Below are 13,674 nucleotides of genomic sequence, written 5' to 3'. Positions count from 1 at the left end.
GAATTGATGAGTGCTCTTCACATCACGCACCCCTCTGTGCACCCGCCCCACCTGGCGATTTTCCTGATTGCTCACGCCGTCTCGTCGACCTGGGCTATACCTGTGCCGTGACAGTGCCGAGGGACGTAGACGAAGTACGCAACGAGCTGCGCGCCGTGCTCGATCGGTGCGAGGTGTGGCTTCGCGCCGCCTCAGCCGCCCCCGAGACTCCGGCGGAATGGCCAGAAGAGGTCTTAGGCGACGCGGGCACGATGACACGGCTGAGGACACGAGCGGCCTCAACCCTGATCAACGTGGCGTTGCTGGGTGCCTTCTCCTCGGGCAAGAGCTTCCTGCTCAGCGGCCTGCAGGGCGGGCTTGAGCTGGTCGAGGTACCGACCGCCGACGGTCACACGGCGGACAAGTTCGTGGGCCTTTTGCCCTCATCCCCCGTTCCCACCACGGCGTGTCCCGCCACTGTGGTTCCGGTGGACGGCCAGTCCAGCTTCGACGCTTCGGGCACTGGCTATTTGCGGGTGCGTTTCACCGATTCCGGCGAGGCCGGGTGGGAGGACGTGGGGAATTCCCCGGCTCCCTCTGTGGTCGCGGCGTATGCGGTTCAGGATGCGGATGTGACCGATCGACTCAGGCCTCACCGCGGACGTGAGGTGGCCGAACTCGAGATCATGCTCGCCAGTGCCAAGCTTCCGGCGAAGCTCTACGACCTGCCCGGCTATGGTTCCCCGAATCCGGTCCACGACATGATCGTCCGAGCCGCGATGGCCGACGCGGACTGCTTCATGTACGTGTCGCATGCCAGCCGTACCCTCTCGGAACGAGACCTTGACCTGATCCGCTTCTTGTACGACCACTACCTGTTGTCGGGGAAACGGGTGGTGTGGGTGGTCACCGCCATCGATGCGGCAGCGAATCTCGACCTCCGGAACATCCCGGAGTGGAGGGCGACGGTCGCCCGCAACAACGCCTACCTGCGGGACAATTTCAAGCTGGCGAACGGCCAGCCGGATCTCGGCTTCATCGGTGAAGGCTTCCTGCCTGTCTCCCCCGCTTTGGAAGCACGTGCGGACAAGCTTGGCGCAGAGGGAGCGGAGGCCGCGGCACAGCGGCAGCGTGCCGAGAGCCGTATGGAGACACTACGCCAGTCGATCGAGGATCTGATCAGTACCGGGACCGGTGCCCGACACATCGCCGCCGTGGCGATGGAGGCACGGATCCTCATGACCCCGCGGCACCAAGCGCTTGCCGTGCGGCTGCGCGCCGAACGCCTTGAGATCGACGAGCTCAAGGAGTTGTTGAAGAGCGAGCGGCAGCAACTGGAGCTCCTGCACACGGCATTGCCGCGCATGCGCGAGGACCTTGAGCGCAAACTCCACAACCGCATCACGCGGACCGCTTCCCCCTTCGCCCGCCTGTCCGCCCATCTCCATGCCGAGCTGGACGAGGTCATCAGGGCCACGGACCTCAATAGGCCCACCAAGGCGAACCAGATTCAGGTGTCGAAGGCCCAGGCGCTCCGTACGTGGATCGAAGCGCCTGCCGGTCCGGCGACGCTGTGGACCGAGGAGTTCGAGGGTTTCAAGAAGGACCTGGTCCAGGCGGTGGACCAGGTTTTCGGCGACAAGGATCTCGCGGGGCGGCTTCCGGACTTCGTTCTTGACGTGAACAGCCTCTCGCTTCCCAAGCAAAGCCGGCGTTCGACCACCCGCCACGACGTGGTCCAGCGCGCGGCTGCGCTGCTCGGCATCGTCACACCCGTCGCAGCCAGCGGGGGCTGGTTGTACGGTCTGGCTGCGGCCGGCACGCTCTTCCCGCCCGCCGGCCTTGTCGCTGGGGTCGCCGCCCTGGTCTACATCGGTGTTCAGCGCCGGAAAGGCCGGATCAGTTCCCTGCAAGTTCTCCAGGACGAGTGGATCAGCGCAATGGACGACGAAGTCGCCGCGATCAAGGAGCAGTTCACGCTCGCTACGGGTATTCAGGGAACCGATGTCATCGATCATCTGATGGATAATCTGGCGCAGTACCGGGAGCAGCTCGAACAGTCCCGCGAGCGCATCAGCGAACGCATCACGAACCCGGAGAACCAGGTCCGGCAGGGCCTCATCGACCAGCTCGAACCGCTTTGCGCCGAAGCACACGTTCTCGTCGAGTCCCTCCGGGCTCTGGAGGTGCTATGACCGGGCGACGACTTGCGCGTCGCGACGAGTCCGGTGTCGCCATGTCCCCACGGCACGAGCACCCAGCATCCGTCCACGCCAGCCCCATGACGCGGATGCGAGGTGAGCAATCTCAGTGTCGGTCCTGCTGTTCCACGGGCACCTCGTGCACTGGTGGTGCCGGCACAGCGTCCGATGAGGCCGGAGCACCGTTCGGTGTCTGTCCGTTGTCGCCCATCGTGGCGAGCAGCTTGCGGGCGAGGCCCAGGCCTGTGCCTCCCATGGTGAGCGCCTTGGCGAACAACTCGCCCATGCCGTCCGCCCCATTGAGGAGCACCATGTTGTCCACGTTGCCGAACGCGGACGCGCCTGCTTCGACGATCTCCGGCCACTTCTCGGCGAGTTGCTGGGCGACGACCGCCTCCTGGTTCTCGGCGAGGGCGGCGGCACGGGCCTTGATGGCTTCGGCCTCCGCCAGCCCCCGGGCTCGGGTCGCCTCGGCCTTCGCCAGGCCCCTCGCCTGTGCGGAGGCAGCCTCGGCCTCACCGGTGGCCCGGGTGGCGGCGGCGCTTGCCGCGCCACGGGTCTGGGTCGCTTCCGCTTCGGCGGAGGCGGCGGTCTTCACCCGGGTCGCCTCGGCAGCGGCCGCCAGCTCGGTCTCCTTCGCCTTGGCCTCGGCCGCTGAGATCCGCGCGTCGCGGTCCGCCTCAGCCAGAGTCCGCTTCTCGTAGGCCTTGGCGTCGGCAGGCTTGCGGACGTCGGCTTGGAGCTGCTGTTCCCGCCGTTGGGCCTCCAACTCGGCCACCCGCGTCTCCTGGACGACGACCTCCTGCCGGGCCGCCGCTGCGGCGAGTGGGCCCGCCTGCTGGGACCTGGCCGCCGCCTTGTCCCGTTCGGCCTGGTAGCCGGACTGCAGGATCTCGCTGTCCCGGGTCGCCTCCGCCATCCGGGCGAACGACTGCTGTTCGGCCTCGGTGGCGAGGCGGTTCGCCTCCGCCTGCGCGATGCGTGCGTCCCGCTGCACGGCAGCCGCGTGCGGCATGGCCAGGTTCTGGATGTAGCCGGTCGGGTCCTCGATCTCATGGATCTGCAGAGAATCCACGATCAGGCCGAGCTTCTCCATTTCCGTGCCGCAGGCCGCCCGGGTCTGTCCGGTCAGTTTCTCCCGGTCGCGGATCATGTCTTCCACGGTCAACCCGCCCACGATGGAGCGCAGATGACCCGCGAACACGTTGTGTACCCGTTCCGACATCAGCCTTTGCTGGTCCAGGAATCGGCGGGCCGCGTTCGCGATCGACACGAAGTCGTCGCCCACCTTGAAGATGACCACGCCCCGCACCTTGAGCGGAATGCCCTGATGCGTCACGCAGTCCACGTGCAGTTCGGTCTCGTTCAAGTCCAGCGAGAGTCTGCGAACGGCCTGCACACCGGGCAGCACCAGCGTGCCGCGGCCGGTGACGATGCGGAACCCCATGCCCTCCTCAAGGCCCTCGGTCCGGTGCGTGGACCCGGAGATGACGAGTGCCTCGTTCGGTTCGGCGACTCGCCACATCATCTTGAACAGCCCGATCAGCACGAGAACGGCAGCGACGACCGCCCCCGCAACGACGCCGACGACCATCGGCACTCGCCCCCCTTATACGTGGTGCCCGACCGGCACCGGACGTAGGGAGTGTGCGCCTGCCGGGACCCGTCGAGAAGAGACCGGCGGGTGCTTGTTGCCAACCTGACGCAGACGACGCTCCACCGGGGCCGGTGCGCTCCCGGCGGCCGGCGCGGGCTCAACGACCGTACGCGGCCGTGACATAGACGGTTCTCGGCGGCATGTACTCCACTACCGTCACCACCGTACCCGGCTCGATCCGGCCGGTGCCGTCGACCGGGTGGGCGAGGAAGTGCTCCGCGCCACCGCGCACGCGCACGATCACCTCGCCGACCAGCCCGGGCCCGACCGTCCCCGTCACCCGCCCCATCAGTCCGATCATCGACGCACCCCCCATGGTTTCAGGGTACGGGCGCAGCGACGTCACGCAGCCCGGGAGTCCGCAGTCGGTGTCGGCGGCCAGAGCTCGTGCCAGCGCAGCTCCGCTTCCAGCTGGGCGGCCAGCGAGACGAGCATCGGCTCGCTGCCGGCCGGGCCTAGCAGTTGGGCGCCGACCGGGAGGCCGCTGCTCGGGAGGCCACCGCTCGGAAGGCTGTTGCCCGCCACGAAGCCGGCGGGCACGTTCACGCCCGGCCAGCCGAGCACGTTCCAGGGCCAGGCGTACGGGCACGCGGCGATCATCGCGCGGTCGGTGGCCACCCCGCCGAGCTGGTACAGGGCGCCGATCCGGGGCGGAGGAGCGGCCGTTGTCGGGGCGAGAACCACGTCGTACGACTCGAAGAACGCGCCGATCCGTCGGTGCAGTACTGCCTCCGCGCGCCGGGCGGCCCTGAGCGGCACCCCGCCGAGCAGTCGTCCTAGTCGGGCGGCACTCCGGGTGCGCGGGTCGAGCAGTGCGGGATCGGGGGCTTCGCGTACCCGTTCGGCGATCCCCGCCGTGGCGCGCGGCACGAAGGCCAGGCCGATCTGGCCGTAGGGCGGATCGGCCTCCTCGACCATGTGCCCCAACGAGGCCAATTCTTCCGCGACTTCCACGACCCTGGCCCGTACCTCCCGGTGGAGGCGGGCCGGTACGGCGGTGAACGGTGGTTTCAGGGACAGGGCGATGCGCAGCCGGCCCGGGTCGCGGCCAACAGCATCCGACACGGTGAGCGTGGGCGGCCGGTGGGGATCCCGGTCGTGGTTGCCGCTCGCGGCGTCCAGCAGCAGCGCCGCGTCGGCGACCGAACGCGCCAGGGTGCCGTTGACCGTGATGCCGTGGAAGGACTCGCCGCGCGGCCAGGTCGAAATGCGGCCACGCTGGGGCTTGATACCGATCAGATGGGTCCAGGCGGCCGGGATGCGCACCGAGCCAGCACCATCGGAGCCGAGCGAGGCCGGGACCAGCCCTGCGGCGACCGCGGCGGCCGACCCCCCCGAGGAGCCGCCGGGGGTGTGTCCGGTGTGCCACGGGTTGCGCGTCTGGCCGAATGCCGGGCCCTCGGTGAACGGCCACTGTCCCAGCTCGCAGGTGTTCGTCTTGCCGACGATCACGGCGCCAGCCGCGCGCAGTCGCCGCACCGCCTCGCCATCCTCGATCGCCGGCGGGAATTCGCCCCGGCAGCCGAACGCGGTCGGCTCGCCCGCCACGTCCATGTCGTCCTTCACCGCCACCGGTACGCCGAGGAGGGGGCGCCGTGCTCCGGCGGCCAACTCCCGGTCGGCGGCGTCCGCTTCGGCGAGGGCGGCCTCGGCGCGCACGATGCGGAAGGCGTTCACCGCCGACTGCGTGGCCTCGATCCGGGCCAGGGTCTGCTCCACCAGTGCGCGGGACGTCACCTCCCCGGCGGCGAGCGCACGTCGGGACTCCAGAAGACCTGCGGCACGGTCGGGTGTCATGGGGGAGCACCTCCGGGAGGCTCCGGGCACGATGTCTACCGAACGGTAACCTTCGAAGGGGGGTCCTCGCGCGGCTTTCTTTGGACATGACATCTCGACGGACGGTGTAGACGTCCCGTGCATACGCGGCAGTCGCGCATGCGGTGATGTGGAAGGTGCCGTGCCGGTGTCCTGATCGGCGCGTGTTCGGCCGGGCGGGACCGGGGTGTCCCGTCCCGGCGGCCTGGGGTCCCCGGCGCGGGCCGGCGCAGGCGCTGCGGCCGTGCGTCGCTCGCCCGTGATGGCCGATGTCGGCGGGCGGGGGCCGTTGCCGACCGTGAAGCGGAGGGGTCCGGAGCCTGCACGGCTCCGGACCCCTCCCGAAGGTGTCGCTCAGGCCGCCGCGGCCTCGCCCGTGTTGCCGTGCAGGCGCGCCACCACCTCGGTCAGCTGGGCGGCGACCTCGGCGTCGTCGACCGGGTGGGTCTCGGCGAAGCGGGTCAGGGAGCCGGGGATGGACAGCTTGATGTCCTCGATCACCTTGCCGCCCGCGATGCCCACGGCCTTGCGGGCCTCGTCCTGCGCCCACACGCCGCCGTACTGGCCGAAGGCGGTGCCGATCACGGCCACGGGCTTGCCGCCGAAGGCCCCGGCGCCGTACGGGCGGGACAGCCAGTCGATGGCGTTCTTCAGGACGGCCGGGATGGTGCCGTTGTACTCGGGAGAGAAGAGCAGGAAGGCGTCGGCCGCCTGGGCCGCCTCGCGCAGGTTCACAGCGGCAGCGGGAACGCTGCCTTCAGTGTCGATGTCCTCGTTGTAGAACGGGACCTCGCCCAGGCCCTCGAACAGGTCGATCTCGGCGCCCTCGGGCGCGAGCTTCACGGCCGCCTCGGCGAGCTGGCGGTTGGTCGAACCGGCGCGGAGGCTGCCGACGAGCGCGAGGATGCGAACAGACATGGGAACTCCAAGGAACTGAAGAGCGGTGTGGGATCCGGACCGGGGTCCGTTTAATTTTCTACCAGCTAAACGGACCGCGGTCCAGTTCTGTTCCCGATGTCGTACGCTGTCTTCATGTCCAGCGCGCAGCCACCCTTGCCGAAGCCCCAGGAGCCGTTCGACGCCTCCAAGTTGCTGGAGGTCGGCCCGGTTCCCGGCGATCCCTGCCTGCGCGCCGACGCGGCCCGCAACCGGGCCCGGCTGCTGGAGGCCGCAGCCCGCCTGATCGCGGAACACGGGGCGGCCGGGGTCACGATGGAGGCGGTGGCCGCCGAGGCCCAGGTGGGCAAGGGCACGGTCTTCCGCCGCTTCGGCGACCGCACGGGGTTGCTGATGGCCCTGCTCGACCACTCGGCCAGACAACTCCAGAGCGACTTCATGAGTGGCCCCCCGCCGCTGGGCCCCGGGGCGCCGCCCCTGGACCGGCTCCGGGCGTTCGGCCTGGCGGTGCTGCGCCGCTCCGCCGATCAGCTGGATCTGCAACTGGCCGCCCAGCCCGACGCGGACCGCCGGTTCTCCCACCCCGCGGCCGGCGCACTGAGCACACACATCACGGTGTTGCTGCGGCAGATCATTCCGGACGCCGACTGCGATCTGCTGGCGCAGACCCTGATGGCCTCCCTCGATCCGGCCCTGATCCACCATCTGACCCGGCAGCGGGGGATGCCCAGGGAACGGCTGGAGGCCGGCTGGACCGACCTGGTCGCCCGGGTGACCCGCACCGAGCCGCCCCGCTGAGCCCGGTTGGCCATCGGTTCCGGTGCGTACCCCAGTGCCGCCGGCAGGGTTCCCCCTGCCACCGGTGAACGGCGGCGCCGCACGAGCACGTCCCGGACCGGTCCGACGGTGGTCGGGGCGGTCGAACGGCGCACCAGGTTCCCCCGCCTGCTCCCGACCCGCGGACCTCTGCCAAGATGCGGTCTGTCATGGTGCAGATACCGAACACGCCCACGAGCGCCGACGTCGCCCGCCTGGCCGGCGTCTCGCGTGCCACCGTGTCCTACGTCCTCAACAACACCAGGGCCGTGCGCATCAGTGAGCCCACGCGGCAGCGCGTGCACGAGGCCGCGCGGGAACTGGGGTACGTGCCCCACGCCGCCGCCCGCAGCCTGCGGGCCGGACACAGCCGTATGGTCCTCATATCCGCGCCCGCGATCCCGGTGGGCCCCCTCTACGGCACGTTCCTCAACGAACTCCAGTGGGCACTTGGCCGCCTCGACTACACCGTCGTGCAGTACGGCACCGTCGGCCTGCGCGGGGACGAAGCGGCCCGTTCCTGGGCGGAGTTGAGGCCGGTCGCCGTCCTGGTGCCGGGCCCCGGGCTAGACCCTGGGGGCGTTGCGCTCCTCAAGCGCTCCGGCGCCCGGGCCGTGGTCACCTTCGGCCCCGAGCGCGTCGAGGGTGCCCACGCCCTGCTGATGGACCACGACGCCGTCGGCCACTGCGCCGGTGCACACCTGTACGAGCGGGGCCGGCGCCGGATCGGCGTCGTCATTCCCGAGGAGCCGGGTCTGGAGGTCTACTCCCGGCCCCGGCTCGCGGGCGTGCGCCAGGCCCTGCACGGTACCTGCGCGACCGTGACGGAGCTGCCGCTCGCCTACACGGAGCGGGCCGCCGCCCGGCTCGCCGGCCAGTGGGCCGATTCGGGCCTGGACGCCGTGTTCGCCTACAACGACGAGTACGCCATGCTGCTCATGCGCGCCCTGCAGGACGAGGGTGTGCGGATTCCCGAGGACGTGGCTGTGATGGGTGCCGACGACCTGATGCTCGGCCGCCTGCTGCGGCCCCGGCTGAGCACGGTCCACATCGACCTGCCCTCGGGCCGCGACCTCGCCGAGCTGGTCGACCGCGCGGTGCGCGACCCCGGCGGCGAGCCAGCGGTGCATGCGGTGCTGGGGGCCGCGGTGGTGCGGCGCGAGTCCAGCTGATCCGTCCCGCGGTGCAACCGGTCCCGCGGCCGCAGGAGCAGACGCGAAGGCGGCCCCGTGCGGGGCCGCCGTGCCCGCCGCGAGGACTACTGGCCGTTGTCCTGCTGGGCGGCGATGCTCTTGCGCACCTCGTCCATGTCCAGCTTCCGGGCCTGGCCGATGATGTCCGTGAGCGCTGCCTCGGGCAGGGCGCCGGGCTGGGCGTAGACGGCGACCTTTTCGCGGACGATCATCAGCGTCGGGATCGACTGGATGCCGAAGGCAGCAGCCAGTTCCGGCTGTGCCTCGGTGTCCACCTTGGCGAACACCAGGTCCGGGTTGTCCGTGGCGGCCTTTTCGTACACCGGCGCGAACTGCCGGCACGGTCCGCACCAGTCCGCCCAGAAGTCGATGAGGACGAAGTCGTTCTCATCGACCGTCTGGTCGAAGTTCTCCTTGGTCAGCTCCACAGTGCTGCTCATGGCGTGATTCCCTCTTCCTGGTGTGGCGGTGCCGTCGGCGCAAACACGACCGACGGGCCGCGTATTCCACACGTGGACGCCTGTCGTCCGCGCACGTACCCATGTGGCCACGGCGCACACCACCCACCAGACTGACCCCATGACGCAGACGGAAACCATCGCCTACGACGTCGTGGTGCTCGGGGGCGGGCCCTCGGGCGAGAACGTCGCAGACCGCACCCGTGCCGCCGGTCTCACCACCGCGGTCGTGGAGAGCGAACTGCTCGGTGGCGAGTGCTCCTACTGGGCCTGTATGCCCAGCAAGGCGCTGCTCAGGCCGATCATCGCCCGGGCCGATGCGCGTCGCCTGCCCGGCCTCGCCCAGGCCGTTCAGGGCCCCCTGGGCACCCAGGCCGTCCTGGCCCGGCGCGATGAGTACGCCGCCCGCTGGAAGGACGACGGCCAGGTCTCCTGGTTGACCGGCACTGGAGCCGATCTGCACCGCGGCCACGGCCGTCTGGTCGGCCCCCGTACGGTCACCGTGACTGCTCCCGGCGGTACGGTGACGACGCTGACCGCGCGCCACGCCGTCGCCGTCTGTACCGGGACCCGTGCCCGGTTGCCGGACCTGCCAGGCCTCGCCGGCGTAGCGCCCTGGACCAGCCGCGAGGCCACCAGCGCCAAGGCGGCCCCCGGCCGGCTGATCGTCGTCGGCGGCGGTGTCGTCGCCACCGAGATGGCCACCGTCTGGCGGGCGCTGGGGTCGCACGTCACCGTCCTGGTGCGCGGCAAGGGGCTGCTGAACCGGATGGAGCCGTTCGCTGGGGAACTGGTCGCCGATGCTCTCACCGGGGCGGGCGTCGACCTGCGCACCGGCACCTCCGTCGAGTCGGTCACCCGCGACAACGGCACCGTGGCGGTGGTCACCAGCGCCGGCGACCGGATCGAGGCCGACGAGATCCTCTTCGCCACCGGCCGCGTCCCGCGCACCGACGACCTCGGCCTGGACACGGTGGGCCTGGAACCCGGCTCCTGGCTGGACGTGGACGACAGCCTCCGCGTGAGCGGCACCGATTGGCTGTACGCCGTCGGTGACGTCAACCACCGGGCGCTCCTCACCCATCAGGGCAAGTACCAGGCCCGCATCGCCGGCGCCGCCATCGCCGCCCGCGCGGCCGGCACCCCCCTCCTGGACGGCCCCTGGGGCTCCCATGCCGCCACCGCCGACCACGACGCCGTGCCGCAGGTCGTGTTCACCGATCCCGAGGCCGCCGCGGTCGGTCTCTCCCTCGCCGAAGCGGAACGGGCGGGGCACCGCGTCCGCGCCGTCGACGTCGAGTTCTCCTCCGTTGCCGGGGCGGGGCTGTACGCCGACGGTTACCGGGGCCGGGCCCGGATGGTGGTGGACCTGGAGGACGAGATCCTGCGCGGTGTCACCTTCGTGGGCCCGGGTGTCGGTGAGCTCATCCACTCGGCCACCGTCGCGGTCGCGGGGCGTGTCCCGGTCAGCCGACTGTGGCACGCCGTACCGTCGTACCCGACGCTCAGCGAGGTGTGGCTGCGGCTGTTGGAGGCGCTCCGGGACAACTGAGCCCGGCCAGCCGAATCCGCCCACCACACCTGCTGTCAGGGGAGTTCGAAGCCCAGCGCCCGAGCCGCCGCTTCCGGAACCGGTTGGGCCCACAGAGCCGCCACCGCTTCGTTGCTGGACAGGGAGCGGGGTTCGGCGCGGTCCAGGTAGAGCATGCCGTCGAGGTGGTCGGTCTCGTGCTGGACGATGCGGGCCGGCCAGCCCGTGAACACCTCGTCCAGGGTGCGGCCGTGCTCGTCCACACCGCGCAGCCGCACCTCGGAGTGCCGGGCCACCACCGCCTGCCACCCCGGTACGCTCAGGCAGCCTTCGAAGAACGCGGCCCGCGCCGTGCCGACGGGCTCGTACACCGGGTTGACCAGTACGCGGAACGGCAGCGGAACGCGGCCCCGGGCCACGGCGATCTCCGCGGGCACCGGTGCCGGGTCCTCCACGACCGCGATCCGCAGTGGTACGCCTACCTGCGGAGCGGCCAGGCCCACGCCGGGAGCGGCACGCATGGTGACGCGCAGCGCCTCGACGAAGCGCGCCAGCAGCGCGGGCGCGAGCTGACCGTCGTACCGCTCGGTGCCGCGCCGCAGTAACGGCTGTCCGGCCGTGACGATGGGCAAAGGGCCGCCGGCGGCGAGGAGTTCCTCGACCCGTTCGGCGAGCGGTGCGTGATCAGGGGGAGGCGCCATCGGGTCAGGATGCCATGTCCCCGTGCCCTTCCTGCGGCACCGGTCGTCACTCCTCGGGAAGACCTGGCTCTCGCGGTCCCGCCGCCGGACCGTCCCTCGCCCCCGCGGGGCGGTCCATCGGCGTGTCGGGCGCCGGCGCGACGGCACACACCGTGCGGCCGTAGACCCGCTTCACCCCGTACTTCCGGCGTGTCTCCGCGTCATCCCCGCAGGGCGGCCAGTTCGGCGTTGGCCCGCTCGGTGACCAGGGTGAGGACGCGGGCCGTCACGGCCCGGTCCTTCGCGGGAATGCCCGCGTACAGCCGTTCGGCGATCGCCGTGGTCTGCTCGGAGCCCGCGGTGTACAGCTCACGTCCGGTGGCCGTGATGCGTACCCGGGACGGCCCTTCGGCGGTCAGCATCCCGGCGGTCGTCAGTTCCTCGATCGCGCGGTGCACGTCGGCCGCTTCGGTCTTCACCGTGTCGGCGACCTCGCCCACCAGGGTGGTCCGCTCGATCGGCCCGTCGGCGGCGGCCGTGCGCCGGAGTGTGACGAACTGAAGGAAGGAGACGCCGTGTGGGGCGAGGACGTGCTCCAGCAGGGCGCGGGAGGCGTAGTGGGCGAGGCCGACGGTCCGGCCGTCGACGCGGGGCGTGGTGGTCACGGGGAGTGTCATGACTGCTCCGTCTCTGGATCGGTGGTGCCGAACGGGTCGAGCGGTGCGTCGAGAAGGACCGACAGGGCCTGGGTGAACTCTCGGGTGCGTGGGCTGTCGGGCCCGCCGAGGGGTGACAGCAGCTGCCGCAGCAGTTTCTGGACGATGCCGATCGCCTCCTGGGTGGCCTCGCGGCCCTGCTCGGTGAGCGCGAGCTGGACGGCCCGCGGATCGGAGGGGTCCCGGGTGCGCGTCAGGAGTCCGCTCGCTTCCAGGCCGCGGGCCAGCTTGGAGACGTACAGGGCCTCCAGGCCGGTGTGGTCGGCGAGGCGGCGCTGGCTGGGCCGCAGGCCGGAGCGCTGCATGCCGTACAGCGACGCCAGGAGCGAGTACTGGGCGTGGGTGAGACCGAGTGGGCTCACCGCGCGGTCCACCGCGACCCGCCACTTCGTCGACAGCCGCCACACCAGAAAGCCGGGTGTGGCTCCTTCGGAACGTTTGCTCATGGCTTATAGAGTACATGGTAATTATGTACATGGCTACCATGTACATGGCTTGTATATCGTCGGCCGCGAGGTGCCCGGCCGTCCGGTTGGTCCGAGGTGCCGGCCGGTCCCGGCCGGTGCGACGGCGGTTGCAGGCCTCGCCTGCGGCACGGGGGGCACACGCCTGCCCGATGCGACGCGAGACGGCCGGGGGCCCGCACCGGCTCCCGGCCCAAGCGCACCCCCACCGGCACCACCCAGCCCGAGCCGCACCCGCCCCACCCCGCCTGCGTCGACGACATCCGGCGCCACCCCGTACGCGCCCGGTGCCGCCGGTCGCGCCGGCACCCTCTGGAGCCCCGCTGGCTGGACCGGCCGCGACGAGCCGCGGCCCCGGCCGGCCGTCGCCCCCACCACCGCAGTGAGGGGAACGGGCATCCCTTCCCGCTCCCGGGGTCGTACCGGTGCTGCAGGGCCCGGAGCGGCCGAACCGCACCGCGGAGGCTCCGCGGCACCCGTGGCCGGTGGCGCCCGCCGCGCCGCGGACACCGCGGCGGGCGCGATCCGCCCCCGGGTGTCCCGGCGTCAGGCAGTGCCTGGGGGCGCGGACGGCTCCAGCGCTCCGCCCGTGCTCACCGCCCGCGGCCTCCGCGCCCGCTACGGGGGATTCACTGCCCTCGACGGCGTCGCCCTCGTCGTGCCGCCGGGCCGGGTCACCGCTGTGGTGGGGCCCAACGGGGCGGGTAGGAGCACGCTGTTCCACTGCCTGGCCGGGACGTTGCGGCCGGTGGGCGGGCAGGTGCTGTTCGGCCGACGGGACATCACCCGGACGGCCGCGCACGCCCGGACCCGGCTCGGCATCGCCCGGACCTTCCAGGAGCTGGCCGTCTTCCCGTCGCTGACCGTCGCCGAGAACGTGCGGGTGGGCGCCGAGCAAGGCCGGGTCACCGATCCGGGTGCCGTGGAGCGGGCGCTGCGGCTGTTCGGGCTCGACGGGCCGGTGCGGGCGCTGCCTGCCGCCGGCCTGCCCACTGGCACGCTGTGCCGCGTGGAGTTGGCCCGTGCCCTGGCGGGTAGCCCCCTCGTGCTGCTCCTCGACGAACCGGTCGCGGGGCTCGACACCGCAGAGGTGACCGCGCTGGCCCGGGTGTTGGGGGCGCTGGCCGCTGACGGTATCGCACTGCTCGTCGTCGAGCACGACATCGACCTGGTCGCCGACGTCGCCGACGTGGTGCACGTCATGGCGGCGGGACGGATCGTCGCTTCCGGGCCACCAGAGAGCGTTCTGGACGTCCTCGACGCGTAG

The 13,674-nt window shown here is 71.3% G+C and carries 12 protein-coding genes and 1 pseudogene; 5 read left to right on the top strand and 8 right to left on the bottom strand.

Going from position 1 to position 13,674, the window contains the following annotated elements; all coding sequences use genetic code 11:
* Positions 1 to 293: 293 nt before the first annotated feature.
* The gene (locus tag LK06_RS01515; RefSeq protein WP_159025166.1) at positions 294 to 2,174 is read left to right on the top strand and encodes a dynamin family protein; all 1,881 of its coding nucleotides are present in this window, start codon (positions 294 to 296) and stop codon (positions 2,172 to 2,174) included.
* A gap of 112 nt (positions 2,175 to 2,286) precedes the next feature.
* Here LK06_RS01515 and LK06_RS01510 read toward each other — a convergent pair whose 3' ends face one another.
* From LK06_RS01510 to LK06_RS01495, 4 genes are all read right to left on the bottom strand, one after another.
* Entirely contained in the window at positions 2,287 to 3,774 is a 1,488-nt protein-coding gene (locus LK06_RS01510) for an SPFH domain-containing protein (protein WP_052270076.1), read from the bottom strand.
* Positions 3,775 to 3,934: 160 nt separating this feature from the next.
* Positions 3,935 to 4,153, bottom strand: a complete 219-nt coding sequence (locus tag LK06_RS01505) for a hypothetical protein (RefSeq protein WP_071659186.1) — start codon at positions 4,151 to 4,153, stop codon at positions 3,935 to 3,937.
* Positions 4,154 to 4,179: 26 nt separating this feature from the next.
* On the bottom strand, positions 4,180 to 5,634 hold the full coding sequence (locus LK06_RS01500; protein ID WP_039654573.1) for an amidase: 1,455 nt from the start codon (positions 5,632 to 5,634) through the stop codon (positions 4,180 to 4,182).
* Between the two features lie 372 nt (positions 5,635 to 6,006).
* A complete protein-coding gene (locus tag LK06_RS01495) occupies positions 6,007 to 6,570 on the bottom strand; it encodes an NADPH-dependent FMN reductase (protein WP_039654575.1) in 564 nt (187 codons plus the stop codon).
* A 96-nt stretch (positions 6,571 to 6,666) separates the two neighbouring features.
* Between LK06_RS01495 and LK06_RS01490 the strand changes: the two genes are divergently transcribed.
* On the top strand, positions 6,667 to 7,347 hold the full coding sequence (locus LK06_RS01490) for a TetR/AcrR family transcriptional regulator (protein WP_174673794.1): 681 nt from the start codon (positions 6,667 to 6,669) through the stop codon (positions 7,345 to 7,347).
* 188 nt (positions 7,348 to 7,535) lie between these two features.
* Positions 7,536 to 8,537 carry a LacI family DNA-binding transcriptional regulator gene (locus LK06_RS01485; protein WP_043432403.1) on the top strand — a complete coding sequence of 334 codons (1,002 nt, stop codon included), beginning with the start codon at positions 7,536 to 7,538 and terminating at the stop codon, positions 8,535 to 8,537.
* 86 nt (positions 8,538 to 8,623) lie between these two features.
* On the opposite strand, the gene trxA is transcribed toward LK06_RS01485, so the two are convergent.
* The gene (trxA, locus tag LK06_RS01480) at positions 8,624 to 8,998 is read right to left on the bottom strand and encodes a thioredoxin (protein WP_043432395.1); all 375 of its coding nucleotides are present in this window, start codon (positions 8,996 to 8,998) and stop codon (positions 8,624 to 8,626) included.
* 139 nt (positions 8,999 to 9,137) lie between these two features.
* Here trxA and LK06_RS01475 point away from each other — a divergent pair, with 139 nt between their 5' ends.
* Positions 9,138 to 10,568 (top strand): dihydrolipoyl dehydrogenase family protein, encoded by a 1,431-nt coding sequence (locus LK06_RS01475; protein WP_043432402.1) that lies wholly within the window; start codon positions 9,138 to 9,140, stop codon positions 10,566 to 10,568.
* A gap of 35 nt (positions 10,569 to 10,603) precedes the next feature.
* Here the strand turns inward: LK06_RS01475 and LK06_RS01470 are convergent, their stop codons facing one another.
* From LK06_RS01470 to LK06_RS01460, 3 genes are all read right to left on the bottom strand, one after another.
* Positions 10,604 to 11,248 carry a peptide deformylase gene (locus LK06_RS01470; RefSeq protein WP_039654578.1) on the bottom strand — a complete coding sequence of 215 codons (645 nt, stop codon included), beginning with the start codon at positions 11,246 to 11,248 and terminating at the stop codon, positions 10,604 to 10,606.
* A gap of 200 nt (positions 11,249 to 11,448) precedes the next feature.
* Positions 11,449 to 11,904 carry a MarR family winged helix-turn-helix transcriptional regulator gene (locus LK06_RS01465; RefSeq protein WP_039654579.1) on the bottom strand — a complete coding sequence of 152 codons (456 nt, stop codon included), beginning with the start codon at positions 11,902 to 11,904 and terminating at the stop codon, positions 11,449 to 11,451.
* Positions 11,901 to 12,389: a MarR family winged helix-turn-helix transcriptional regulator gene (locus tag LK06_RS01460; protein WP_039654580.1), complete on the bottom strand. Its 489-nt coding sequence runs from the start codon at positions 12,387 to 12,389 to the stop codon at positions 11,901 to 11,903. Before LK06_RS01460 ends, LK06_RS01465 begins: the two co-directional genes overlap by 4 nt.
* Before the next feature lie 607 nt (positions 12,390 to 12,996).
* Between LK06_RS01460 and LK06_RS01455 the strand changes: the two are divergent.
* Positions 12,997 to 13,674, top strand: a pseudogene (locus LK06_RS01455) (ATP-binding cassette domain-containing protein); the annotation flags it as partial.

This window comes from Streptomyces pluripotens, from assembly GCF_000802245.2.
GTDB classification, from domain to species: domain Bacteria; phylum Actinomycetota; class Actinomycetes; order Streptomycetales; family Streptomycetaceae; genus Streptomyces; species Streptomyces pluripotens.
The sequence above is the reverse complement of the archived record's forward strand: the minus strand, read 5'-3'. Positions and strand labels throughout refer to the sequence as shown.